The sequence below is a fragment of the Actinomadura sp. NPDC049382 genome (assembly GCF_040677125.1).
GTDB lineage: Bacteria > Actinomycetota > Actinomycetes > Streptosporangiales > Streptosporangiaceae > Spirillospora > Spirillospora geliboluensis.
The window spans coordinates 13,717-38,007 of the sequence record NZ_JBFARO010000074.1; the positions used below are offsets into that span (position 1 = coordinate 13,717).

Annotated in this window: 19 protein-coding genes and 1 riboswitch; of the genes, 11 read left to right on the forward strand and 8 right to left on the reverse strand. The window is 70.9% G+C overall.

Features of this window, described 5'->3' with window-relative positions:
* Positions 1-64 precede the first annotated feature (64 nt).
* The 3 genes from AB0K34_RS31445 to AB0K34_RS31455 all read right to left on the reverse strand — a co-directional run bounded on the left by AB0K34_RS31445 (position 65) and on the right by AB0K34_RS31455 (position 2,797).
* Positions 65-850, reverse strand: coding sequence for a sporulation protein (locus tag AB0K34_RS31445; protein ID WP_138640610.1), 786 nt, complete (start codon positions 848-850; stop codon positions 65-67).
* A 146-nt stretch (positions 851-996) separates the two neighbouring features.
* Positions 997-1,317, reverse strand: a complete 321-nt coding sequence (locus tag AB0K34_RS31450; protein ID WP_364552675.1) for a multidrug efflux SMR transporter — start codon at positions 1,315-1,317, stop codon at positions 997-999.
* Between the two features lie 31 nt (positions 1,318-1,348).
* Positions 1,349-1,416: riboswitch (guanidine-III (ykkC-III) riboswitch) on the reverse strand.
* A 13-nt stretch (positions 1,417-1,429) separates the two neighbouring features.
* Positions 1,430-2,797: a UDP-glucose/GDP-mannose dehydrogenase family protein gene (locus AB0K34_RS31455; RefSeq protein ID WP_364552677.1), complete on the reverse strand. Its 1,368-nt coding sequence runs from the start codon at positions 2,795-2,797 to the stop codon at positions 1,430-1,432.
* Positions 2,798-3,141: 344 nt separating this feature from the next.
* Here AB0K34_RS31455 and AB0K34_RS31460 point away from each other — a divergent pair, with 344 nt between their 5' ends.
* Positions 3,142-4,977 (forward strand): acyl-CoA dehydrogenase, encoded by a 1,836-nt coding sequence (locus AB0K34_RS31460; protein ID WP_138641234.1) that lies wholly within the window; start codon positions 3,142-3,144, stop codon positions 4,975-4,977.
* Positions 4,978-5,077: 100 nt separating this feature from the next.
* Positions 5,078-6,643 carry an OmpA family protein gene (locus AB0K34_RS31465; RefSeq protein ID WP_364552679.1) on the forward strand — a complete coding sequence of 522 codons (1,566 nt, stop codon included), beginning with the start codon at positions 5,078-5,080 and terminating at the stop codon, positions 6,641-6,643.
* 99 nt (positions 6,644-6,742) lie between these two features.
* Here the strand turns inward: AB0K34_RS31465 and AB0K34_RS31470 are convergent, their stop codons facing one another.
* From AB0K34_RS31470 to pdhA, 3 genes are read right to left on the reverse strand one after another with little or no spacing between them, the layout of a single operon-like run.
* The gene (locus tag AB0K34_RS31470; protein ID WP_364552681.1) at positions 6,743-8,107 is read right to left on the reverse strand and encodes a dihydrolipoamide acetyltransferase family protein; all 1,365 of its coding nucleotides are present in this window, start codon (positions 8,105-8,107) and stop codon (positions 6,743-6,745) included.
* Between the two features lie 5 nt (positions 8,108-8,112).
* Positions 8,113-9,093 (reverse strand): alpha-ketoacid dehydrogenase subunit beta, encoded by a 981-nt coding sequence (locus AB0K34_RS31475; protein ID WP_364552683.1) that lies wholly within the window; start codon positions 9,091-9,093, stop codon positions 8,113-8,115.
* Positions 9,090-10,220, reverse strand: a complete 1,131-nt coding sequence (gene pdhA, locus AB0K34_RS31480; protein ID WP_364552685.1) for a pyruvate dehydrogenase (acetyl-transferring) E1 component subunit alpha — start codon at positions 10,218-10,220, stop codon at positions 9,090-9,092. The genes AB0K34_RS31475 and pdhA overlap by 4 nt, the downstream gene beginning before the upstream one ends.
* A 228-nt stretch (positions 10,221-10,448) precedes the next feature.
* Between pdhA and AB0K34_RS31485 the strand changes: the two genes are divergently transcribed.
* The gene (locus tag AB0K34_RS31485) at positions 10,449-11,558 is read left to right on the forward strand and encodes a hypothetical protein (RefSeq protein WP_364552687.1); all 1,110 of its coding nucleotides are present in this window, start codon (positions 10,449-10,451) and stop codon (positions 11,556-11,558) included.
* Here AB0K34_RS31485 and AB0K34_RS31490 read toward each other — a convergent pair.
* Positions 11,555-13,927, reverse strand: coding sequence for a hypothetical protein (locus AB0K34_RS31490; RefSeq protein WP_364552689.1), 2,373 nt, complete (start codon positions 13,925-13,927; stop codon positions 11,555-11,557). The genes AB0K34_RS31485 and AB0K34_RS31490 overlap by 4 nt on opposite strands.
* A gap of 167 nt (positions 13,928-14,094) precedes the next feature.
* Here AB0K34_RS31490 and AB0K34_RS31495 point away from each other — a divergent pair, with 167 nt between their 5' ends.
* Positions 14,095-14,502: a YciI family protein gene (locus AB0K34_RS31495; RefSeq protein WP_138639025.1), complete on the forward strand. Its 408-nt coding sequence runs from the start codon at positions 14,095-14,097 to the stop codon at positions 14,500-14,502.
* A 5-nt stretch (positions 14,503-14,507) separates the two neighbouring features.
* Positions 14,508-15,647: a DUF6596 domain-containing protein gene (locus tag AB0K34_RS31500; protein ID WP_364552691.1), complete on the forward strand. Its 1,140-nt coding sequence runs from the start codon at positions 14,508-14,510 to the stop codon at positions 15,645-15,647.
* 3 nt (positions 15,648-15,650) lie between these two features.
* Here AB0K34_RS31500 and AB0K34_RS31505 read toward each other — a convergent pair whose 3' ends face one another.
* Positions 15,651-17,270, reverse strand: a complete 1,620-nt coding sequence (locus tag AB0K34_RS31505; protein WP_301174761.1) for a hypothetical protein — start codon at positions 17,268-17,270, stop codon at positions 15,651-15,653.
* 94 nt (positions 17,271-17,364) lie between these two features.
* Between AB0K34_RS31505 and purS the strand changes: the two genes are divergently transcribed.
* From purS to AB0K34_RS31535, 6 genes are all read left to right on the forward strand, one after another.
* Positions 17,365-17,607: a phosphoribosylformylglycinamidine synthase subunit PurS gene (gene purS / locus AB0K34_RS31510; RefSeq protein ID WP_171069231.1), complete on the forward strand. Its 243-nt coding sequence runs from the start codon at positions 17,365-17,367 to the stop codon at positions 17,605-17,607.
* 171 nt (positions 17,608-17,778) lie between these two features.
* Positions 17,779-18,219, forward strand: a complete 441-nt coding sequence (locus tag AB0K34_RS31515; RefSeq protein WP_138639024.1) for an ATP-binding protein — start codon at positions 17,779-17,781, stop codon at positions 18,217-18,219.
* A gap of 100 nt (positions 18,220-18,319) precedes the next feature.
* On the forward strand, positions 18,320-19,000 hold the full coding sequence (gene purQ, locus AB0K34_RS31520) for a phosphoribosylformylglycinamidine synthase subunit PurQ (RefSeq protein WP_138639017.1): 681 nt from the start codon (positions 18,320-18,322) through the stop codon (positions 18,998-19,000).
* A gap of 1,085 nt (positions 19,001-20,085) precedes the next feature.
* The gene (gene purL / locus AB0K34_RS31525; RefSeq protein ID WP_364552697.1) at positions 20,086-22,380 is read left to right on the forward strand and encodes a phosphoribosylformylglycinamidine synthase subunit PurL; all 2,295 of its coding nucleotides are present in this window, start codon (positions 20,086-20,088) and stop codon (positions 22,378-22,380) included.
* 125 nt (positions 22,381-22,505) lie between these two features.
* The gene (locus AB0K34_RS31530) at positions 22,506-22,721 is read left to right on the forward strand and encodes a PLD nuclease N-terminal domain-containing protein (RefSeq protein ID WP_301174760.1); all 216 of its coding nucleotides are present in this window, start codon (positions 22,506-22,508) and stop codon (positions 22,719-22,721) included.
* 379 nt (positions 22,722-23,100) lie between these two features.
* Positions 23,101-23,490: a DUF5958 family protein gene (locus AB0K34_RS31535; protein WP_364552694.1), complete on the forward strand. Its 390-nt coding sequence runs from the start codon at positions 23,101-23,103 to the stop codon at positions 23,488-23,490.
* Positions 23,491-24,291: the final 801 nt, after the last annotated feature.

Here is a 24,291-nt window from a genome sequence, read left to right on the forward strand (position 1 = left end):
CCTCCGCGATCAACTTCGCGGAGGGGATCCCCCGGATCTTGCTGCGCGGACGGCCCGCGGCGGGCTAGAAGAAGCCGCGGCGGCGGCCGGCCTCCTGGAGGAAGCCGTCGAGCTGCTGCTCCCAGTTGGTGTGGTCGACGGTCGCGTAGTCGACCGTGAAGCGGCTGAACGCGTCGTGCCCCTCGGTGAACACGCCGCCGCGCTTGTCCAGCTCCAGCACGACCTCCATGGACTGCGGGTAGGACACGAACGTCACTTCGAGCTGCTTGATGCCGCGCGCGTACTGGCCCGGCGGATAGAACTCGATCTCCTGGTAGAACGGCAGCTCCTGGTGGACGCCCCAGATGCGGCCCTTCTCGCAGTCGGCGTTGCGGAACTGGAAGCCGAGGTTGGAGAAGGCCGCGAGGATGCGCTCCTGCGCGGGCAGCGGGTGGACGGCGATGGGGTCGAGGTCGCCCGGGTCGAGCGCCCCCGCCACCTCCAGCTCGGTCGCGATGCCGACCGTGGTGCCGTGCAGGGGGCGTCCGTACATGTGCGTGAGGGGAGCTTCCCACGGGATGGGCATCTGGAACGGGATGCTGTGCCGGGCGCCCTCCTGGAGGCTGAAGCTGCCCGCGACGGGCATCTTCGCGTACTCCAGGTTGGACGTGTACTCGTTGTCGCCCGACTCGACCTCGACCCGGGTGCGCAGCGCGAGGTTCACCGACTTGATGTCGGAGTTGTACTGGCCGCCGATGATGGTGACCTCGCCCGTGACGACGCCGCCCGGCGTCGTGTTCGGATCGTGCAGGATCGTTTCGATCGACGGGCCGCCGATGCCCATCGCCTGCCGCAGCTTCTTGAAGACCAAGGTCGGTCCCTCCCGTGTCCGAGCACTCCCCGCGCTCTCGTCCGATAGACGCTGCTACGGGAGATTACGTTCCGCGGAAACGATGGTGACCTGCGAACGGCCGGGTCCGCTGGCCGCCTGCGGCCAGCGGGCCCGCCACCGGGCGCTCAGTGGCCGCCCGCGAGGTTCAGTCCGATCACGCCGAGGATGATGAGCGCCAGCGCGCCGATCCTGACGGCGGACACCTGGTCGCCCATGACGAGCATGCCGAGCGCCGCCGTCCCGACGGCGCCGATGCCCACCCAGACGGCGTAGGCGGTGCCGACGTCGAGGTGCTTCAGGGCCAGGCTGAGCAGCCCGAAGCTGGTGACGGCGAACACGGCGAAGCCGACGGACGGCAGCGGCTCGGTGAAGCCCTTGCTGCCCTTCAGGCAGAGGGCCATCGCGACCTCGACGAGGCCGGCGACGATGACGAGGATCCAGGCCATGGATGCGCTCCCGGTGCGAGACGACGGTGGTCACGCGTCGTCTTCGCTTTCCGGGTACGGCGCACCTCGTCCGGGAGGGCCGGTGCCCTCGGCCCCGGCGTCCTCGCTCCCGTCAACGGCCGGTTGTGGCGGGTTGTTCCCTGTACGAGCGGCCGAGCGCCCGGTACTCCCAGCCCGCCGCGCGCCACTGCGCGGCGTCGAGCGCGTGCCGCCCGTCCACGATCCGCCGGTGCCGGACGACCCCGGCCAGCGCCTCCGGGTCGACCTCCCGGAAGTCCGACCACTCGGTCAGCAGGACGACGACGTCGGCGTCCCGCGCGACGTCGAGCGCGCTCTCGCCGTACCGCAGCTCGGGGAACGCGGCGCGCGCGTTGCCGAGCGCGGCCGGGTCGTAGACGCGGACGTCGCCGCCGAGGCCGTGCATGGTGCGGGCCACGTCCAGCGCGGGCGCGTCGCGGATGTCGTCGGAGTTGGGCTTGAACGCCGCGCCCCACGCGGCGATGCGCTTGCCGGCGAAGTCGCCGCCGAGCAGCTCCCGGACGAGGTCGACGGTGCGGGCCCGGCGGCGCCGGTTGATGTCGTCCACCTGGCGCAGGAACGACACGGCCTGCCCGACGCCGATCTCCTCGGCGCGGTGCGCGAACGCGCGGATGTCCTTCGGCAGGCAGCCGCCGCCGAAGCCGAGCCCGGGGCGCAGGAACTTGCCGCCGATGCGGTCGTCCAGCGCCAGCGAGTCGGCGAGGTCCTTGACGTCGGCGCCGACCGCCTCGCACACCTCCGCCATCGCGTTGATGTAGGAGATCTTGGTGGCGAGGAAGGAGTTGGCGGCGACCTTGACCAGCTCGGCGGTGGCGAGGTCGGTGCGGATGACCGGTGTGCCGAGGTCGAGGACGGGTTTGAACGCCGCCCGCAGCTGCTCGTCCGCCCAGTCGGACGCGACGCCGAACACCATGCGGTCGGGGCGCAGGGTGTCGTCGACGGCGAAGCCCTCGCGCAGGAACTCGGGGTTCCAGGCCAGCTCGACCTCTTTGCCGGCGGGCGCCAGCTCCTGGACGAGGCCGGTGAGCCGCGCGGCCGTCCCGACCGGCACCGTGGACTTGCCGACGACGAGGGCCCGGCGGCGCAGGTGGGGGGCGAGCGCGCGGACGGCGGCGTCGAGGTAGCTCAGGTCGGCGGCGTCCGAGCCGGCCTGCTGCGGGGTTCCCACGCACAGGAAGTGGACGTCGCCGAACGCGCCCGCCTCCTCGAACGAGGTGGTGAACCGGAGCCGGCCGGAGTCGAGCGCCTTGGTGAGCAGCTCCGGCAGCCCGGGCTCGAAGATGGGGACCTCGCCGGACGCCAGCCGGTCGATCTTGTGCCGGTCGACGTCCACGCCGAGGACCTCGTAGCCGAGCACCGCCATGCAGATGGCGTGCGTGGCGCCGAGGTAGCCGGTTCCGATGACGGTCAGCCTCGGGGCTCCGGGCTCCTCCTGGTTCATGCGCACCTCCTCGTGCCTCACGATGTTCACGCCCCCGCCCGATCTTCCCACCACGCCCGGGCGGCCCGGCGGAGGGCCCGGTGCGGGTCGCCGGGGCGGGCCCCGGCGCAGGTCGGAGGGCGGGCGCCGGGCCGCGGGGCGGGACGGGGCCGGTACCGGACGCGCAGGACGGCGGCGAGCTTGTGAGTTGTGTCACATGTTCGGACCCGAGCGTGGTTCGATGTGGCCGGATCGCCCCTGACTTAGGTGGTTGCCAACTGGTTACCAGCGGGTAGCATGATGTTGAGTTACCCACCAGTACGCAGCGGGGCCCCCGGCCGCCGCCGGATCAGACGGAGTCTCGAATGGGGCACTACAAGAGCAACCTCCGGGACCTGGAGTTCAACCTCTTCGAGGTGTTCAGGCGCCAGGACCTCCTCGGCAGCGGCCCGTACGCGGAACTGGACGAGGACACCGCGCGCAGCATCCTCGACGAGGTGAACCGGCTCGCCGAGGGCCCGCTCGCCGACTCCTTCGAGGACGCCGACCGCCACCCGCCGGTGTTCGACCCGGCCGCCGGCACCGTCGAGATGCCCGAGGGCTTCAAGAAGTCGTTCAAGGCGTGGATGGACGCCGAGTGGTACCGCCTCGACCTCGCCCCCGAGTTCGGCGGCAGCGGCGCCCCGCGCTCCCTCACCTGGGCCGTCGCCGAGCAGGTGCTCGGCGCCAACCCGGCCGTCTACATGTTCGCCTCCGGCCCCGGCTTCGCCCAGATCCTCTGGCACATCGGCACGCCCGAGCAGAAGAAGTTCGCCGAGCTGGCCCTGGAGCGGCAGTGGGGCGCCACCATGGTGCTGACCGAGCCGGACGCGGGCTCCGACGTCGGCGCCGGGCGCGCCAAGGCCGTCCAGCAGCCCGACGGCACCTGGCACATCGAGGGCGTCAAGCGCTTCATCACCTCGGCCGAGCACGACATGTCCGAGAACATCTTCCACCTGGTGCTGGCCCGCCCCGAGGGCGCCGGCCCCGGCACCAAGGGCCTGTCGATGTTCCTCGTCCCCAAGTACCTGGTGGACGTCGAGACCGGTGAGCTGGGCGAGCGCAACGGCGCCTACGTCACCAACGTCGAGAAGAAGATGGGCCTCAAGGTCTCCACGACCTGCGAGCTGACCTTCGGCGAGAAGCACCCCGCGGTCGGCTACCTGGTCGGCGACGTGCACCAGGGCATCAAGCAGATGTTCCTCGTCATCGAGTACGCCCGCATGATGGTCGGCACCAAGGCCATCGCGACCCTGTCGACCGGCTACCTGAACGCGCTGGAGTACGCCAAGGAGCGCGTCCAGGGCGCCGACATGACGCAGATGACGGACAAGACCGCCCCGCGCGTCACGATCACCCACCACCCGGACGTCCGGCGCAGCCTGCTGACCCAGAAGGCGTACGCCGAGGGCATGCGCGCGCTGGTGCTGCTCACCGCGTCCTACCAGGACGCCGTGCAGATCGCCGAGCACGAGGGCCGCAAGGACGAGCAGGCCGAGAAGATCAACGACCTGCTGCTGCCGGTCGTGAAGGGCTTCGGCTCCGAGCGCGCCTACGCGCTGCTCGGCGCGGAGTCGCTGCAGACCCTCGGCGGGTCCGGCTTCCTGCAGGACTACCCGATCGAGCAGTACATCCGCGACTCCAAGATCGACACCCTGTACGAGGGCACCACCGCCATCCAGGGCCAGGACCTGTTCTTCCGCAAGATCCTGCGGGACAACGGCGAGGCGCTGAAGGTGCTCGCGGGCGAGATCCAGGCGTTCGCCGAGTCCGAGGCCGGCAACGGCCGGCTGAAGAACGAGCGGGCGCTGCTCGGCCGCGCGCTGGAGGACGTCCAGGGCATCCTCAACCCGATGATCGGCTGGGCGCTCGGCTCCATGGAGGACCCGAAGCAGCTCTACAAGATCGGGCTCAACACGACCCGCCTGCTGCTCGGCCTCGGGGACCTCATCGTCGGCTGGCTGCTGCTCCGCCAGGCCGAGGTCGCGCTGGCCGCGCTCGGCGGCGGGGACGTCTCCGACTCCGACAAGGCGTTCTACAGCGGCAAGGTCGCGGCGGCGCAGTTCTTCTGCCAGACCGTCCTGCCGCGCCTGGCGTCCGACCGGGCCGTCACCGAGTCCACCACCCTCGACGTGATGGAACTCCCCGAAGAGGCGTTCTGAGCGAGTAGGCGCGGGCCCCTGCCATCTGATGGCGGGGGCTCGCCCTATTTGACTACTGTTGTCCGCGTCCTTCGCCGATCTCCCCCGGGCCGGTTCCTCGATGCGCGCGCTGCCTCTGGCCGTTTCCCTCGCCGGTTTAGTCCTCGTCGCGGGCTGCTCCTCCGCCGACAGGGCCGAGAAGGTCGCCCCGCCGACCGCCGGACCGGGCGGCGCCGCGCCGAGCCCGGCCGCGCAGAGCAGTGGATCGTTCTCGCGGGAGGGCTGGTTCGGCGGCGCGGACGGCCTGCACGCGCGGCTCGACATCAGGAGCGTGCAACGGCAGGCGGGCAAGGCGGTGCTGCGGTTCAGCATCACGTCGCTGGACACGGCCACGAAGTCCGTCCCGTTCGAGATCGCGCTGGTCGACCCGGTCGGACGGCGGCTCTACAAGCCGACCGGCGTCACCAGCGGCTCCGACATCACGCCCGGCTCCACCCGGGAGATGGCCGCCGAGTACCCGGTGATCCCGGCGGACGTCACGAAGGTCACCGCGATCACGCCGGGGACGGCGGGGGAGTACACCGGGATCCCGGTGACGGAGGGCTCCGCGACCCCTTCAGCGCCGGCCCCTTCTGTGCCGACGTCTTCGGTGCCTTCGTCCGCGCCGCCGTCGTCGTCCACGCCTTCGTCGCGGCCGTCGGTGGGCGTGGAGCCGTCCGTGGGGGCTGAACCCTTCGGCCGCTCCAGGCCGCTGTCGCCGTCGCCGTCTGTGACCTCGTCTGCGTCCGCGTCCCCATCGGCCTCGCCATCGGCTTCGGCTTCGCCTTCGTCCGGTCCGGGGCCCAACCCGGTCGATCTGTACGACATCGTCGAGGGCGAGACGAAGGACGTGACGTCCAGCGGGTCGGAGGTCACCGTCGGCCTGCGGGCCGGCGCGCTGTTCGACAACGGCTCCGCGAAGCTGTCCAGCGGTGCGAAGGTCGTCCTGGACGAGACGGCGCAACAGATCAAGACAGGGGCGACAGGCGCGCTGTCGATCGAAGGCCACACCGACGGCGATGACGTGAAGCTATCGAAGGAGCAGGCCGACGCCGTCCTGAAGGAGATGAAAGCGCGGCTCGGCAGCGCCTTCACCTACACGGCCACCGGCAAGGGGAACGCGGAACGCGTGGCCAGGGACGCCGCGCGCAACAACCGCGTCGAGATCTCCTACCAGGCGAAGCCGGGCGCGCGCGGCACCACCTCACCGGCCGACTTCCAGACGGAGGACGGCAAGACGGTGGCGACCCGCACGGCCGCCTTCGGCGCCGACAAGCGGCGGCTGGAGGTCAAACCCTTCTACCGGGACGGCGCCTACATCGTCGCGGTGTTCGACATCGTGAACGAGGGGCCGGGGACCGTCCCTCCCGACGCCTCCTACCCGGACCCCAACCATCCGGGCGCCGTGTTCGGTTCGTTCAGCATCCAGATGCCGGGCGGCAAGGACGCCTACCGGGCCGTCCGCGTCGGCCCGGCCCGGCAGGGCGGCACGGACATCTACCTCGACGCCGGACGCGCCACCTTCCTGACCGCCGTGGGCAAGCCCGCCCGCGGCTTCGTCTACCTGCCCGCCCCGCCCGGCGACATCCGATCGGTGACCTTCAACGCCGGCCCGTTCGGCAAGGTAGACAAGGTCCCCGTCTCGTAAACCGCCGCCGAGCCGTCGCGGGGCAGTCGCCGAGCCGTCGCGGGGCAGTCGCCGATCGGTCGCGGGGCCGGTGCCGCGTCGTGGCACCGGCCCCGGACGTCAGCTCCAGGCGAGCATGCGGATGGGGTCTTCGAGCATGTCGCCGACGTCGCGCAGGACGCGGGAGCCCAGTTCGCCGTCCACGATGCGGTGGTCGAACGAGAGGGCCAGCGTGGTCACCTTGCGGATGGCCAGTTCGCCCTCGTGGACCCAGGGCATGTCCCTGATCTGCCCGAACGCCAGGATCGCCGCCTCACCGGGTGTGAGGATGGGCGTCCCGGTGTCGACGCCGAACACGCCGACGTTGGTGATGGAGATCGTCCCGTCGGACAGGTCGGCCGGGGACGCCTTTCCCGCGCGCGCCTTCTCCGTCAGTTCCTTCAGCGCGCGCGCGAGGCCGGGCAGGTCGAGGTCCTGCGCGTCCTTCACCTTGGGCACGATGAGGCCGCGATCGGTGGCCGCCGCGATGCCCAGGTTCACGTAGCGCTTGACCACGATCTCCGCGCCGTTCGGGCCGTCCACCCAGGTGGAGTTCACCATCGGGTGCCGTCGCACGGCGGTGAGCAGCGCGCGCGCCACCAGCAGCAGCGGCGACACCTTCACATCCGCGAACTCGGGGAGCTCGCGGAGCCGCTTGACGGTCTCCATCGTCCGCGTGACGTCCACCTGGAGGAACTCGGTGACGTGCGGGGCCGTGAACGCCGAACCGGACATCGCCGCCGCCGTCGCCTTGCGCACCCCCTTGACCGGCACGCGCTCCTCGCGCGGGCCCGCCGCGACGGGTGCCTGCGGAGCGCCCTGCGCGGCGAGGATGTCCTCCCGCGTGATCGAGCCCTGCGGACCCGAACCCGTCACGGTGGCGAGGTCGATCCCGAGATCCTTCGCCATCTTCCGGACGGGCGGCTTCGCCAGCGGCAACCCGTTGTCCACAGGCTGTGGACGAGGAGCCGGCGGCCGCACGGGCGCAACAGGCGCCGACGCGACCCCGTTGGACGACGCCTTGCGCGCCCGCCGCTTCGTCGCGCCCTCCTTGACCCCGTAGCCGACCAGCACGGGCTGCCGCTTCGGCGGCTCCTCGGGCGTGACCATGCCCGGCTCGTTCGCGGTCGGCACGCCCTCCTCGCGGAGCGCCGCCGTCTGCGCCGGGGGCTCCGACACCGGCGTCGCCACGGCGCCGTCCCCGCCGGCGTCCACCGCGATGATCGGCACGCCGACGTCCACGGTCTCGCCCTCGGTGGCCAGCAGTTCGGTCACCACGCCGTCGAACGGGCAGGGCAGCTCCACGATCGCCTTGGCCGTCTCGATCTCGACGATGGTCTGGCCGTCCTCGACGGTGTCGCCCGGCTGGACGTGCCACTTGACGATCTCCGCCTCGGTGAGGCCCTCGCCCACGTCCGGCAGCTTGAACAGTTTCGGCTCGGTCACCGGCGTCACCACGCGAAGGTCCGGTCGACCGCGTCCAGGATGCGGTCGAGGTCGGGCAGGTACTGGTCTTCCAGGCGGGACGGCGGGTACGGGGTGGAGAACCCGCCGACGCGCAGCACCGGCGACTCCAGCCGGTAGAAGCACCGCTCGGTGATCCGCGCGGCCAGCTCGGCGCCGAACCCGCTGTACACCGGCGCCTCGTGCACGACCACGCAGCGCCCGGTCCGGTTCACCGACTCCGTCACCGTGCCGATGTCGAGCGGGTTGAGCGAGCGCAGGTCGATGACCTCCAGCGACCGCCCCTCCTCGGCGGCGGCCGCGGCCGCCTCCAGGCACGTCTTCACCGCCGGCCCGTACGCCAGCACCGTCACCTGCTCCCCGGGCCGGACGACCCGCGCCCGATGCAGCGGCGCCCACTCACTGGAGTCGACGTCCACCTCGGCCTTGTCCCAGTACCGGCGCTTCGGCTCGAAGAAGATCACCGGGTCGGGGGAAGCGATCGACTGCTGGATCATCGCGAACGCGTCCACCGGGTTCGAGCACGACACCACCCGCAGCCCCGCCGTGTGCGTGAAGTACGCCTCGGGCGACTCCGAGTGGTGCTCGACCGCGCCGATGCCGCCGCCGCACGGGATCCGCACCACGACCGGCAGCGACAGCGCCCCGAGCGACCGCATCCGCATCTTCGCCAGCTGCGTGATGATCTGGTCGGCCGCCGGGAACACGAACCCGTCGAACTGGATCTCCACCACCGGCCGGTACCCGCGCAGCGCGAGCCCGATCGCCGTCCCGACGATGCCCGACTCGGCCAGCGGCGTGTCGATGACGCGCTCCTCGCCGAAGTCCTTCTGCAGGCCGTCGGTGATCCGGAAGACCCCGCCGAGCTTCCCGACGTCCTCGCCCATCACCAGGACCTTCGGGTCGTTCTCCATGGCCTTGCGCAGGCCCTCGTTCAGCGCCTTGCCGAGGGTCAGGGTGGTGCTCACTTCGCCTCCTCCTCGAACGACGCCAGGTAGGCGGCGAACTGCTCCTGCTCCTCGGTCATCAGCGGATGCCGCTCGGCGTACACCTCGTCGAACATCGACAGCGGCTCCGGGTCCGGCATGGACCGGCAGCCCTCGCGCAGCTCCTTGGCGAGCTGCTTCGCCTCGTCCTCGACCTTCTCGAAGAACCCCGCGTCCGCCAGGTCGCCCCGCACCAGGTACGCCTTGACCCGCTCGATCGGGTCCTTGAGCTTCCACGCCTCCTCTTCGGCCTTCAGCCGGTACCGCGTGGGGTCGTCGGTCGTCGTGTGGGCTCCCATGCGGTAGGTGTACGCCTCGATCAGCGTCGGGCCCTGCCCCGTCCGGGCGTTCTCCAGGGCCTTCCTGGTCACCGCGAGGCAGGCGAACACGTCGTTGCCGTCCACCCGGATGCCCGGGAACCCGAACCCCTGCGCCCGCTTGTAGAGCGGGATCCGGGTCTGCTTCTCCAGCGGCTCCGAGATCGCCCACTGGTTGTTCTGGCAGAAGAACACGATCGGCGCGTTGAACACGGACGCGAACACGAACGACTCGTTCACATCGCCCTGCGAGGTCGCCCCGTCCCCGAAGTAGGCGATCGCCGCGCCCGCCTTCGGCGTCCCCAGCACCCCGTCCCGCTGGACGCCCATCGCGTACCCGGTCGCGTGCAGCGTCTGGCTGCCGATCACGATGGTGTACAGGTGGAAGCCGTGCTCGGCGGGATCCCACCCGCCGTGGTTCACGCCCCGGAACAGCCCGAGCAGCTTCAGCGGGTCCACGTCCCGGCACCACGCGACGCCGTGCTCCCGGTACGTCGGGAACACCATGTCGTGCTCGGACAGCGCACGCCCCGACCCGATCTGCGCCGCCTCCTGCCCCAGCAGCGAGGCCCACAGGCCGAGCTCACCCTGCCGGGTCAGCGCCACGGCCTCCAGGTCGATCCGCCGCACGACCACCAGGTCGCGGTACAGATCGCGCACGTCCTCGGCGCTGAGGTCCAGGGGGTAGTCGGGATGCTCGACGCGCTCCCCCTCGGGGGTCAGCAGCCGGACGAGCTCGGGCTCGGCGAGCTCGGTGGTGCCGGGTGCGCCGCGCACGGAGTCGATCGTCATCGATGACACTCCTCGTTCGGGGCCGGAACACGGGATCGCCGCGTCGCCGGCCGATGTCAACGGCCACTGACCCCGGTAAGGGACAAAAGCCGCAATGCCATCGTGGCAGACATCACACCCTGCGATGCAAGTCCCGCCACCGTGATCCCTACCCCCGGCCCCGCCCCCTGACCCCCCGAACGTGACGCACCCCACCCGGATCCGCCCCGCCCCTGGCATCATCGACACGTGCGTTACACCAGGGTCATCCCGCCAGTAGCCCTCCTGCTGACCCTGCCCACCGCCTGCACCCACACGGAAGCCCCCGCCTTCAACCCGACCCCCCACCCCACCCACCCAGCCCAAGCCGTAGTAATCGCCGGCTCCCCGGAGTTGAACAGGGACCCCAGAGACGGCGAGTTCGCCCTCCGGAGCAGCGCATACGGCGGCGGGGGGCTCGCGGTCTCGCGGGACGGAACCCTCTACTACCGCGTCTACCACGGTCGGGAGGGCCGCATAGTTCGGCTGGGGAAGGACGGACGCATCCAGTTGCGTGCCGTCGACATCGCGGCCGACCAGATGTTCGTCCAAGGAAACGACCTGTGGCTGCTCGCCGCCAAGTCCGGATTGGCGGTCACGAAGGTGGCGCTCACCGACTGGAAACAGAGCCCGATCATCGAGTGGACGGCGCCGTCCGCGACGGTCGAGGTGGCCGGGGTGAACGGAGCCGCTCTCCCGGAGAAGGAGGCCCGCGGCCTCTACCGGGACTGGTCGGGCGCGAAGTTCTTCGCCCGCGCCGACGGCACGCCGATCGTCGTCTCCCGAGCGGGCCGGATGTTCGAGGTGGTGGGATCCGGAACCCTCCGCGAGTGGTCCCCGCCGGGGTACTCGGAGGCGCTCGCCAAGGTGGCTGCGGGCGGGGGGCTGCGGCCTGAGGACGCGGTCACTGACCAGAACGGTCAGACGATCCTGCTGGGCCGGGCAGGTCTGCTGTACGTCCCGCGAACCGGGAAGGCCCGCTACGTTCGCTTTCCCGCCTCCACCGCCGCCTTGCCTCCATGGTCCGCGATGATCGCCCTCGGTAACGGCGATGTGCTGCTCTTGGGAGGAACAACACCCACCCAGACCACTCCGCGCCCGACGATCGTCCGGGCGGACGGCCGTATGGAGCGACTGTCCTGGGGAGGATTCAAGTGGTGTCCGGGGGCCGGTGGCGGCCTCGCGACGATCGCCTCCGCCCTCCCCGGCGGCGTCGTCAGGCGGGCGGACGGCACGATCGTGCTGAACGACCGCAGGTGCGGCCAGGTGTACGCATTTAAGCTCCCCGAGCCGCTGAGCGGCACTCCTTTCGGCCGCTAGGAACTGGCTGACGGCCGGTTCTGGTTCACCCCGTTCTCGATCATTCGGATCACGCCGGTCCCGTCCAGGGTGTCGGTTTCCGTCGTTCCCCGGCGGAACGGGTGCTCCTTCGTCCAGTGGATGACCACGGCCTTCTGGTCATCGGTCAGCGTGTCCAGTGCGAGCAGCGCATCGATCTCCTTGTTCCCCGTGTGACCACCCTTGGACAAGGCATAGGCGTGGGCGAGGTCGATATAGAGTTGGTCGCCGTACGTCGCATCATGCGCGGTTATCTGCGCCATCTTCTTCTCGAAGTCCTGGTACTTCACCTTGTCCAAGGCCATGTCCGTGCCGATGCTGTACGCGTCCGTGACGCCGGGCACTTTCCCCGCCGGGCTCAACCCGATGCCGGCGCCCACCACGTTGCGCAGTGTGCCCAGGTGCTTTTGGGCGTCGTCGAACTCCTTCTGGGTGAGTTTCTCGCTGTTGCTTCTCTCGATCAGATAAGCGGCGATGAGGCTGCCTTCAAGGTAGCCGGACCGGTCGGCGGCCCTCGTGAGGTGGTGGTGCGTCAGCGCCCAGGTGAACAGCCGCTGCCGGTAGATCTGCGCATCGTGAGCCAGTTGCGCCCACACCCTGTCGTCCGCGGCCAACGTCCGCAGGAAGGACTGGACCTCCTGACCGCCGACGTCGGCGTGCACGCGTCCCGTCACTGGATCGGCGCTGGTGAGCCCGGTCCCGCTGACGGCGACGTCGCCCTTGGCGAGAACCGGAATGTGTATGCGGATCATCCCGAGAAGGCCGTTGCGCATGCCGGGGCCGAGTTCGGCCGCGTAATGCTCGCTGCGGCTCATCCAGCTCGGCCCCTGGTCCGACCGCGGGAGAACGTCGAACCACGGAATCCAGTCCGGTGGACTGTCCTTCTTGAGGTATTTGCTGACCGCCTCCCGTCCCTTATCGTTCCACCAGGACACGGTTTTGATGATCTCGGCGGCGTTGGTCGCGGCTTCTTCTTCGTGGCCGTTCTGCGGGGTGGTGGCGAGTTGGATGACCGATCCCGCGATCGTGCCGCCGTCGGGCCAGTCGGGGGCTATGAGCAGCGAGGCGTAGGTTTCGCCGGTGCCGCGCGTCATCCAGGTGAGGGCGGCGGCCTTTTCGGCGTCCTTGATGGTGAACGCGCTTTCCAGTTTCGTCGCGGCCAGGGTGCGCGCGGCGGTGAGGTCCCGCTGCTGGGAGATGCGGCCGAGGACATTGAGTGCCGGGTCGTAGGCCCTGAGCGTTTTCGGGTCGTCGTCGAGGCCCCAGTCTCGCCACCACTCGTGGTCGGGTTGGTTGACCGGTTGGATGATGGTGGCGACGTCGATCTGCTGCTTTTCGTTGATGACGTAGGACGGGTATTTCTGGCGCCAGCGGAGGGCGGCCCTGCCCAGGTCGGCCAGGATGGCGCTGCTCCATTTGACGTCGGGGGCGCTCAACTTGACCAGGAGGGCCTGGCCGGGCATGTCGTTGCCTGCGGGGCCCAGGGCTTCGGCGGCTACGGGTTCGCTGTCCTTCTTGCGGGAGAGGGCGGCTAAGGCCGTGCCCATGTCGCCGACCGTCTTCTTGTCTTCGGGAGTCAGGCCGCTCGTCTTGCTCAGGCGGTGGAGGCGGTAGGCGAGCTTGCCCACGGAGCCCGGTGGGACGTTCGAGAAGAACGTGGCCAGGTAGGCGGTGTTCTTGCTGTTCTCGCGGAGGGTGCGCGCTATCTCGGACATGAGTGCCGGGGTGCCGGCGCCCGGCTGGGTGGTGTGCTTCAGGTAGGCGCGCGCCTGGAGGCGGGCCAGGTCGGTCATCTCCTTGGAGCCGAAGCGTTCGAGGTCGGGGATCTCGATGACCGGGCCCTGGATCAGGGGCGTCGGGCTGACCTCGGTTTCGGCCAGGGCGTACATGATGCGGGTGCGCATGCGGGCCGCCTGGGTGCGGCACCAGGCGGCGGCGTTGTCGCAGGACGTGGTGCTCGGGATGTCGGGGCGGGCCGGGGCCAGGTGGACGCGGATCGCCTTGGCCCGGTGGGGAAGGTCGGCGGCGGCGCGGGTCAGGGCCGTCTCCAGGCGTTCTAAGGCGGACGGGGAGACCGAGGCGACGCCCGGCTTGCCGGCCGGGGGCGTGACGCGGGGGATCTCCGGCGGGGCGAGGGTGAGGGGCACCTGGTTGTGGCGGATGGCGGTGCGTTCGGCGTCCAGCATCAGGCGGTTCAGGGCGCGGTTGTGGCCCTGGAGGTCGGTGGTGAACGCGGCTGCGGAGCCGCCCTGCCAGGTCTGCGGGCCCATGAGTCGGGTCACCTCGGACATCGCCGTGGAAATCGCCTGAAGCTCGGCGTGCACGGCGCGGACGTCGATCTTCAGGGCCATGACCGCCTCCTTTGCGTGATGTTGACGTTAGTGAAAGGCGAGGCGCAGCGGGACGGGATCGAACTCTGTGGAAAAAGTTCGCGCGGGGATGTCGAGATCCCGTGGGCGGCTTCGTCCCCGGTGCGGAGGCGGTCAGAATGGGCCGCACGAGCATCCAGGAGAAGACGATGGCGAAGTACCTGCTTCTGAAGCACTACAGCGGCGCGCCGGCGGCGGTGAACGACGTGCCGATGGACAAGTGGACGCCGGAGGAGATCTCGGCGCACGTCCAGTACATGGACGACTTCGCGGCGCGGCTGGAGGAGACCGGGGAGTTCGTCGACGGCCAGGCGCTGTCGCCCGAGGGGACGTGGGTCCGCTACGACGGGGAGGGGCGGCCGCCGGTCACCGATGGGCCGTTCGCCGAGACCAAGGACCTCATCGCCGGCTGGATCGTGATCGACGTCGACTCCTACGAGCGGGCCGTGGAGCTGGCCGGGGAGCTGTCGGCGGCGCCGGGGGCGGGCGGACGGCCGATCCACGAGTGGCTGGAGGTGCGGCCGTTCCTGGCCGCGCCGCCGACCATCACGGAGTGACGTCCATGGACGAGGCTCTGCTGCGGAGCCTCACGCCGAGCGTGCTCGGGATCCTCGTCCGCCGCGGAGCCGACTTCGCGGCGGCCGAGGACGCCGTGCAGGACGCGCTGGTCGAGGCGGTCCGGACGTGGCCGGACGACCCGCCGCGCGACCCGAAGGGCTGGCTGGTCAGCCGGGCCTGGCGGCGGTTCCTCGACGCGACGCGGGCGGACGCGGCGCGGCGCCGGCGGGAGGACCGGGCCGAGGAGGAGCCGCCGCCCGGTCCCGTGACCGCGGTGGACGACACGCTCTGGCTGTACTTTCTGTGCGCGCATCCGTCGTTGACGCCGTCGTCGGCGGTCGCGCTCACGCTGCGTGCGGTGGGCGGGTTGACCACACGCCAGATCGCGCGGGCTTACCTGGTGCCTGAGGCGACCATGGCGCAGCGCATAAGCCGCGCCAAGCGGACGGTGTCGGACGTGCGGTTCGACCGGCCCGCCGATGTCGCCACCGTGCTGCGCGTCCTGTACCTGGTGTTCAACGAGGGCTACTCCGGTGATGTGGACCTGGCGGCGGAGGCCATCCGGCTCACCCGGCAGCTCGCGAGGATGGTCGACCATCCGGAGGCGGCGGGGCTGCTCGCGCTGATGCTGCTCCACCACGCCCGGCGCGCCGCCCGTACCGCGCCGGACGGCAGGCTGGTGCCGCTGGCGGAGCAGGATCGCGGGTTGTGGGACACCGTGCTGATCGCCGAGGGCGTCGAGATCCTCCAGGCGGCGCTCGCGCGGGACCGGCTGGGCGAGTACCAGGCGCAGGCCGCGATCGCTGCGCTGCACGCGGACGCGCTGGTCGCGGAGGAGACCGACTGGGTGCAGATCGTCGAGTGGTACGACGAGCTGGTGAGCCTGACCGGCAGCCCGGTCGTCCGGCTGAACCGGGCGGTGGCGGTCGGGGAGGCGGACGGTCCGCGCGCCGGGCTGGCGGCGCTCGCGGAGCTGGACGATTCCCTGCCCCGCTACACGGCGGCCGCCGCCTACCTGCACGAGCGCGACGGCGACCTGGAGACGGCGGCGCGGCTGTACGCGGAGGCGGCGCGGAAGGCGCCCGACCTCGCCGAGCGGGACCATCTGACGCGCCAGGCCGCCCGTCTCAACTCCCGCCGGTGAGGGTCACTCGCGGGACAGGGCGCGGGTGGCGCCGGCGGCGACGGTCAGGCCGAGGATCAGTCCGGCCGCGACGATGAGGTTCGCGATCCACTGGTAGACGCCCTTCGGGGCGAACTCGATCTCCTGGCCGAGGCTGCCGATCGGCAGCAGCAGGTCCAGCGTGTAGAAGAACGCGTTGAAGTGCGGCTTGTGGCCGTCGTCCAGGACGTCGGGCTTGTGGAGGGAGAAGACGATCGTGCCGAAGGCGAGCAGGCCGACGAGCCAGCTCGCGGCGCGGAACGGGCGGTAGCCGTAGCCGACGAGGACGTCCTGCAGCCAGCCGACGATCTTGCGGGGGACGCCCTGGGTCTGGCGGCGGTCGCGGGCCTTGGCGAGCAGCACGGAGCGGCCGTCGGCGTCCAGGCCGAGGGCGCGGTAGGTCTGGGCGAGGCGCTCGTAGGGCTGCGGGGCGTAGCCGTCGGAGTCGCGGCGCAGCCAGGCCAGGCGCTCGCGGGCGGTGAGCGGCGGTTCGAGGGTCTCGTACTGGAGGCCGTCGAGCTGCAGGCGGTCCGGCCAGGACGCGGCGTCGTCCCGGAGCAGGTTGATGCGGGCGTAGGACAGGTCCGTGGTGCCCTGGACGGGCTCGGCGGTGCGCAGCAGCAGCTCCTCGGCCTGGACGCGCTGCAGGCTCAGCGCCGTCCCCTCGACGTGGCGGAGCCGGGCGCCGCGGAGGCTGAGCTGGCCGGTGACGCGGGCGCCGGAGAAGCTGACGGCGCCGACGGAGGTGAAGCCGTCCGAGCAGTAGACGTCGGTCTCGACGGCGAGGTCGTCGGCGTTGAGCGCGGTGCGCTCCGGCGCGGACAGGTTCGCGCCGACGAAGGACAGGTACCCGCCGACGCGGGCGCCGCGCAGCCGCACCTCGCCCTCGGCGGCGAACCCGCCGTCGCAGAACACGTTCGCGGCGACGTCCAGGCGGCTGGCGTACAGGGCGACGCCGGTCGGGTTGTAGAGCCGCGCGCCCCGGAAGATCAGCTGCCCGCCGATGCGGGCGCCGGGCAGCCGGACCTCGCCGTTGGCGACGAAGCCCTGGTCGCAGTACACGTTCGCCTCGACGGCGAGCCGGTCGGCGAGCAGCGCGTCCCCGCCCGGATTCGTCAGCTGGACGCCCGACATGTTCAGGATGCCGGTGATGTTCGCGCCGTCCAGCCAGAGGCCGCCGTTGATCCGGCTGCCCTCCAGCCACAGGTGGCCGTCCACCCGGGTGCCGGACGCGACCAGGCCGGGCAGCCGGCAGCGCATCAGGTGGACGCTGTTCATGCTCGCCCAGTACAGGTGCGGCGCCTCGTCGAACGAGCACCCGGTGAGCGCCAGCGGGACGGTGACCTCGGCGTGCCCGAGGTTCAGCGACCCGGTGACGCGGGCGCCGGTCAGCCGGACGGCGGCGACCTGCCCCGGCTCGGGCTCCACGGCGCCGACGAGGAGGGCGACCAGGACCTCCGCCCTGACCATCCGGTCGTGTCCCCACCGGTCGGACTGCCCGACGTCGTCGAACGCCGGGTCGCCGGACGACAGGTCGACCGCCTCCCCCTTCGGGAAGGCCTTCCACAGGCGGCGCTCGGAGGGGGTGAGGTCCTCGATGTTCATCGGACGGCTCCGGGGGTGCGGACGGGTCGTGGACTGCCATGGTGCCGTACGCTTCAGATCGTCAGGAAAAGCGCAGATCAGTGAGGGGGCGGTCGTGGCGCGTGTCGTCGTGGACGTCATGCTCAAGCCGGAGATCCTCGACCCGCAGGGCCAGGCGATCGCCCGGAAGCTGCCGCAGCTGGGATACGAGGGCGTCGTCGCCGTCCGGCAGGGCAAGCGGTTCGAGGTGGAGCTGGAGGGGGACGCCGACGAGGCGGCCCTGGAGCGGGTCGGCAAGATCGCCGAGACGCTGCTGGCCAACCCGGTGATCGAAAACTACGAGGTTCACGTTCTGTAACCGGCCCGGTCCGGGTCACGGGCGTCCTACCGCCCTGGAAAGACCCGCCAGTATGGCGATTACGGAAGATACCGCCGGGGAAGTGTTAGCTGCGTCGAGTCGTCGAGCACGCTCCGGGGTCGGGGGAACGATCGGGAAGCCCGGGGCATGACACGAGGTGACCGGGTGGACATGAGGTTCTCGCTCGCGCTGCCGCGCGACGCGCTGAGCATCCCGGTGATCAGGCGGGTGCTGGGGGACGCCCTGCGCGGGCTCGGCGTCGCCGAGGACTGCGTCGACGACATGCTCGTCGCCGCCTCCGAGGCGTGCACGAACGTCGTCCAGCACGCCCGTGCGACCGGCGAGTACGAGGTCACCGGGCACGTGGACGACGGCGAGTGCATGCTCAAGGTCATGGACTGGGGCCGCGGCCCGCGGCCCGCCCCGGTCGACCGGGGCGCGTTGAGCGAGTCCGGCCGCGGGCTTAAAATCATGCGGGCGCTGGTGGACGAACTGGACATCGACTCCTCGCCCGACGCAGGCACCGTCGTTCACCTGCGGAAGCGGCTGACCTGGAGCGACGGGGCCCTGGTCCGCCGCCTCGACGCCGGACTCATGCACAACGCCGGGTAGATTAGTGGCGCGCGGGGGGTATGCGACGCGCGCAGCGGGGTGATCGGCGGAGGAGATCCCGACCGTCCCGGCCGCACCTCATTTCGGAGGAACAGAACAGATGGACGCTGCCCGGGTAGGCATCATCACCTTCCCCGGTTCTCTGGACGACAAGGACGCCGCACGCGCCGTCCGGCTGTCCGGCGCCGAGCCGGTCGCGCTGTGGCACGGCGACCACGACCTGCAGGGCGTGGACGCCGTCGTGCTGCCCGGCGGGTTCTCCTACGGGGACTACCTGCGGGCGGGCGCGATCGCCCGGTTCGCACCGCTGATGACCGAGCTGGTGGCCGCCGCGAACGCGGGCCTGCCCGTCCTCGGCATCTGCAACGGCTTCCAGGTGTTGTGCGAATCACATCTGCTGCCGGGGGCGCTGCTGCCGAACGCGGGGCTGCACTTCGTCTGCCGCGACCAGCGGCTCCGGGTCGAGAACGCCGACACCGCCTGGACCAGCGAGTACAGCGAGGGCCAGGAGCTGGTGATCCCGATCAAGAACCGGGACGGCCGGTACACCGCCGACCGGGAGACGCTGATCGAACTGGCCGACACCGGCCGGATCGTCGCCCGGTACGTCGACCTGAACCCCAACGGCTCCCTCGACGACATCGCCGGCATCTGCAACGAGGCCGGCAACGTGGTCGGCCTCATGCCCCACCCCGAGCATGCCGTGGAGTCCCTGACCGGCCCGTCCACCGACGGGCTCGGCTTCTTCACCTCGATCGTCAAGAGACTGGTCAACGCATGAGTGAGCAACGGCCCCACGCGTCCGGGCGAGCGACCCGCAACGCGTCCGACGAGCCCTCGATGGAGTGGCTCGGCGAGCTCAAGTCCGACGCGGACGACCCCGAGCTCCAGCCCGTCAACCCCGCGGTGACCCAGGGCTTCAAGGCCATCATCGAGGAGGACCGGCACGCGGCCCCGGCCGGCCGCCCGGTCCAGGACCCGGCCGTCCAGGCGTCCCCGCCCGCCGGCGGCCTGCCGCAGGACGGCGAGCAGCCGCCGCCGCCCATGGCGCCGCCCGCCGGCCCCGCGCAGGGGCCCGAGCAGGAGTTCGCCCGGGCGCTGGAGGAGGAGCGCGCCGCCGGTGACCCCTCGGTCACCGTGGTCGACCCCTCGACCACCGCGGGCGACCCGTCGCTGACCATGCCCGACCTGAGCGCGTTCGCCGCGCCCCGCCCGCCGGCGGCGCCCGGCGGCTCCGGCACCGGCCCCCAGCCCGCCGTGGGCACCGGCACCGGGCCTCAGCCCGCCGTGGGCACCGGCACGGCGCCGCAGCCGGCCGTCGGGACCGGGACCGGCCCGCAGCCGGCCGTCAGGCCGGGCACGGCGCCGCAGCCGGTCGTCGGTACGGGGACGGGCCCGCAGCCCGCGGTCGGTACCGGTACGGGCCCGCAGCCCGCGATCCCGAGCAGCGGCCCGCAGCCGATCGTTGATCTCAACTCGGGCCCGCTGGCGCGCCCCGAGGGCCCCGGTACTGGGCCTCAGCCCGCCGTGGGCACCGGCACCGGCCCGCAGCCCGCCGTGGGCACAGGCACCGGCCCGCAGCCCGCCGTGAACTTGAACACCGGTCCGCTGGTGCCCGTCCGCGCCGAAGGCCCCGGAACGGGCCCGCAGCCGCGCATCGGCCGCGGCACGGGTCCGCAGCCCGCCGTGGGCACGGGCACCGGCCCGCAGCCCGCGATCGGCTCGGGCACGGGCCCGCAGCCCGCCGTGGGCCGCGGCACGGGGCCGCAACCGGCCATCGGCACGGGCACCGGTCCGCAGCCGGCCATCGGCCGCGGCACGGGTCCGCAGCCCGCGCTCGGCCGGGGCACCGGTCCGCAGCCCGCGATCTCGGGGGCCGTCCCCGTCGACCACGGCACGGACACCGTGGCCATCGCCGCCGCGACCCCCGAGCGTCCGCAGCCGTACGCCGAGTTGGGGATGAACGAGGAGGAGTACCGGCGCGTCCGGCACATCCTCGGGCGCCGTCCCACGTCGGCGGAGCTGGCGATCTACTCGGTCATGTGGAGCGAGCACTGCTCCTACAAGAGCTCCAAGGTGCACCTGCGCCAGTTCGGCGACAAGGCACCGAAGACCGACAAGCTCCTGGTCGGCATGGGGGAGAACGCCGGTGTCGTCGACATCGGCCAGGGCTGGGCGGTCACCTTCAAGGTGGAGTCGCACAACCACCCGTCCTACGTGGAGCCGTACCAGGGCGCCGCTACGGGCGTCGGTGGGATCGTCCGCGACATCATGTCGATGGGCGCCCGCCCCATCGCCGTCATGGACTCGCTGCGCTTCGGCCCGGCGGAGGCCCCTGACACCCAGCGCGTCCTGCCCGGCGTTGTGGCCGGTGTGGGCGGCTACGGGAACTCCCTGGGCCTGCCCAACATCGGCGGTGAGACGGTCTTCGACGCCTGCTACGAGCAGAACCCGCTCGTGAACGCCCTGTGCGTCGGCGTGATGAAGCACGAGGACATCAAGCGCGCCGTGGCCCCCGGCCCCGGCAACCAGGTGATCCTGTTCGGCGCCCTGACCGGGCCGGACGGCATCGGCGGCGCGTCCGTCCTCGCCTCGGCGACGTTCGACGAGGAGTCGCACCAGAAGCGGCCGTCGGTCCAGGTGGGCGACCCCTTCATGGAGAAGCTGCTCATCGAGTGCTGCCTGGAGCTGTTCCGCGAGGACCTCGTGGTCGGCATCCAGGACCTCGGCGCCGCGGGCGTGTCCTGCGCGACGACGGAGCTGGCCGCGGCCGGCACCGGCGGCATGCACGTCGACCTCGACGCCGTCCCGCTCCGCGACCAGACGCTCCGCCCTGAGGAGATCCTCATGAGCGAGTCGCAGGAGCGCATGATGGCGGTCGTGTCGCCCGACAAGGTCGACCGCTTCATGGAGATCTGCGCCCGCTGGGAGATCCCGGCCACCGTCATCGGCCAGGTCACCGACACCCGCCGCCTCGTCATGACGTGGCGCGGCGAGACGATCGTCGACCTCCCGCCGGTCACGGCCGCCGACGAGGGCCCCGTCTACAACCGCCCGTACGAGCCCCCGCACGACCTGGGGGCCCTGCAAGCCGACACCCCGGGCCGTCTTACGCGTCCCTCCACAGGCGATGAGCTGCGCCGGACGGTGCTGTGGCTGGCCGGGTCCCCGAACCTCGCCAGCAAGACGTGGGTGACGTCGCAGTACGACCGGTACGTTCTCGGCAACACCGTCTCGGCGATGCCGGAGAACGCGGGCGTGGTCCGCATCGACGACGAGTCGGGGCTGGGCATCGCACTGTCCCTGGACGGCAACGGCCGCTACACGCGCCTCGACCCGTACTCGGGCGCGCAGCTCGCGCTGAGCGAGGCGTACCGCAACGTCGCCGCCACCGGCGCGCGTCCCCTGGCCGTCACGAACTGCCTCAACTTCGGCTCCCCGGAGGACCCGGGCGTCATGTGGCAGTTCGCGCGCGCCGTCGAGGGTCTCGCGGACGGCTGCCAGTACCTGGGCATCCCGGTCACCGGCGGCAACGTCAGCTTCTACAACCAGACGGGCGACACTCCGATCAACCCGACCCCGGTGATCGGCGTCCTCGGCGTCCACGACGACGTCCGCCGCCGGGTGAACATGTCGCTGACCACCGACGGCGCCACGATCGCGCTGCTCGGCGAGACCCGCGAGGAGTTCGGCGGCTCGGAATGGGCGCACGTCGTCTACGGTCACCTGGGCGGCCTGCCGCCGCTGGTCGACCTGAAGGCGGAGGCGGCGCTGGCGTCCGTCATGGTCGCCGCCATCCGGGACGGCCTGATCACGGCGGCGCACGACCTGTCGGACGGCGGCCTGTCGCAGACCCTCGTGGAGTCGTGCCTGCGCGGCGGCCTCGGCGCCCGCATCACGCTGCCCGGCGACCCGTTCGTGTCGCTGTTCAGCGAGTCGGTGGCCCGCGCGATGCTGGTGGTCCGGCCGGGCGCCGAGGCGCGCCTGGCGGCCCTGTGCGAGTCGGCGGGCGTCCCGGTCACGCAGATCGGCGTGGCGGGCGGCGACTCCCTCCACGTGACCGGACGCGGCCCGGAGGGCGACCAGCAGGAGCTGTTCAGCATCGGCCTGTCGGAGCTCCGCGAGGCGCACGAGCGCATGCTTCCGAGCTACGCCGACTGACGAAGTTCTGATCGACGAAGGGGCGTCCCGCCAAGGGGCGCCCCTTCGCACTACCAGGGGTGCCCTCCGCCTCCCGCGCGCCCACGTTTAGCCTGAGTCTGCAACCGGTCTACGGGGAGGCACGGGTGGGTACTAAGCGCTGGTCCGAACTCAGTCGGCGGGAACGCTCGTTCATCACGGGAGCCACGACGGTGCAACTGTCGCTCTTGGCAGCGGCACTGGTCGACCTGCAGCGCCGTCCGAGCGAGCAGGTCAAGGGACCGAAGCGCCTCTGGCGGATGCTCGCCTTCGTCAACTTCGTCGGCCCGATCGCCTACTTCCTCTTCGGCCGCAGAAAGTAACCGCGCGGAACATCTCGACTAGTGGATATTCATCGTCAGATGCAATATCCGCTAGTTCTAGAAGACCGAGTTCTGAGCTGCCCAAGACCGCGACCAGCGGCGATACCCCGCATGACCGCGCTGACCTGGCATGAGTCCCTCGGTGACTCTCAACGTCTCGTACATGATCGCGATCCTATGTGCCCTCAATGTGCCCTCGCCGTCCGGCTGCCGCTCAGCAGGGCGGAGTGACCAAGACGAGCAGTAACCCCTACTTGACCAGCGAACGGACGGCTTCACCGCGCACGAATGGGGCCGTCCGTTCCGTGATTGTTCCGCGCTTTGTGATCTGGTTCGATGACCGTGCGGTATTGGGCGCGTGCGGGTGAGGTGGGTTGGGATGAACGAGCGTGCGGTCATCCTGAACGAGTTGGCGCAAGGGATGGCCCCGATTGCTCAGGGCGTCGAGTGGTTCGAAGGGCTGAACGACACTGAGCAGTTCGACGCCTTGCGTGATCTCGCGGCCTTCTGCCTTCAGGCGAGCGCCACCGTCGAGGACGGGCCGGAGAGCATCCGCCGGGCCGGAATCCGTCCCACCCACACTCCGGCTGTGCTGATCACGCGCGGGCGTATCAGGGGACAACTAGCAAAGATCATCAACTTGCGGCAGGACGAGCGGGTTAAGTCGTTCCGCCTGCTGGTTGCACTCCTTGGCGTTGCTGACGAGCGGCGGCGTGAGCGCTTTTGTATCGAGGGGTGCAGCCATGCTTGGCACCACCTCCCGACCTGATCCCGCAAGTGCCTTGGCCAGCGGCGTAGCCGCTGTTCTTCCCCCACCTTCCTCCCCCCCGGCCCCGACGAGACCTGCACTTAGCGGCGGACGGGTTCTGTCAAGGGTGGCGAAGCCATCACGTAGTGACGCCCGAAGGGCGCCCTTGACAGGTTCCGACCGCCGCCATCCTCGACAGCTCGGGTCGGGGGGGAGCCCCGCACCTTTCCAGTCCAGCTTGCAACATCCCTGCACCGGCAGAGTGTTCGGGACCGAGTCAGCATGAGCCAGAGAAGTTGCGCAGTCGGTCACGGGCGAAGCTGGCCTAGCTGGGGATCGAAGCAGACCAGACCCATCTCGGCAGCGACCTTGGCGGCGTAGGCAGATGCTTCCTCCGCCCGACTCCAGGTCATGGCGAAGTACATGTAGGGACCAACTGCTTCACCTATGAGGGGGCCGGTGGCCCATGGCCGTCTTCGTCTTCTGTCTCCGTCAAATCTGGCCAACGGGCCAACAGGGACTCGACGTACTTCCTGATCAGTGGCGTCGGTTGCCGGGACGCTCCGCAGACATACCTGTGGTACATCGCTTCGTGGACGGACAGCGCCTCGTCATCGCTAGCCGGACGCTCGCCTTCCCAGACTGCAAGGTCATAACTCATCGCCAGATGATCGCACGCGCGTGCCCCACTAGCCGGAGCTCCTGGCGGCGGCGCGGCCCCGCAGAGGCCGGATGGGGCGGGGCCGGCGGGCGCGTCGCGATGCGCGGCCCGGCGCGGCCGTCCGGTGACCGGCGCCCACGCCGCACGCTCCGGGCGGCCTG

Bases quoted from the DNA above. Each gene is read 5' to 3' on its own strand.
- AB0K34_RS31450 (WP_364552675.1), bottom strand. From the start codon at position 1,317: ATGGCCTGGATCCTCGTCATCGTCGCCGGCCTCGTCGAGGTCGCGATG.
- AB0K34_RS31455 (WP_364552677.1), bottom strand. From the start codon at position 2,797: ATGAACCAGGAGGAGCCCGGAGCCCCGAGGCTGACCGTCATCGGAACC.
- AB0K34_RS31460 (WP_138641234.1), top strand. From the start codon at position 3,142: ATGGGGCACTACAAGAGCAACCTCCGGGACCTGGAGTTCAACCTCTTC.
- AB0K34_RS31465 (WP_364552679.1), top strand. From the start codon at position 5,078: ATGCGCGCGCTGCCTCTGGCCGTTTCCCTCGCCGGTTTAGTCCTCGTC.
- pdhA (WP_364552685.1), bottom strand. From the start codon at position 10,220: ATGACGATCGACTCCGTGCGCGGCGCACCCGGCACCACCGAGCTCGCC.
- AB0K34_RS31490 (WP_364552689.1), bottom strand. From the start codon at position 13,927: ATGGCCCTGAAGATCGACGTCCGCGCCGTGCACGCCGAGCTTCAGGCG.
- AB0K34_RS31495 (WP_138639025.1), top strand. From the start codon at position 14,095: ATGGCGAAGTACCTGCTTCTGAAGCACTACAGCGGCGCGCCGGCGGCG.
- AB0K34_RS31500 (WP_364552691.1), top strand. From the start codon at position 14,508: ATGGACGAGGCTCTGCTGCGGAGCCTCACGCCGAGCGTGCTCGGGATC.
- AB0K34_RS31505 (WP_301174761.1), bottom strand. From the start codon at position 17,270: ATGAACATCGAGGACCTCACCCCCTCCGAGCGCCGCCTGTGGAAGGCC.
- AB0K34_RS31515 (WP_138639024.1), top strand. From the start codon at position 17,779: ATGAGGTTCTCGCTCGCGCTGCCGCGCGACGCGCTGAGCATCCCGGTG.
- purQ (WP_138639017.1), top strand. From the start codon at position 18,320: ATGGACGCTGCCCGGGTAGGCATCATCACCTTCCCCGGTTCTCTGGAC.
- AB0K34_RS31535 (WP_364552694.1), top strand. From the start codon at position 23,101: ATGAACGAGCGTGCGGTCATCCTGAACGAGTTGGCGCAAGGGATGGCC.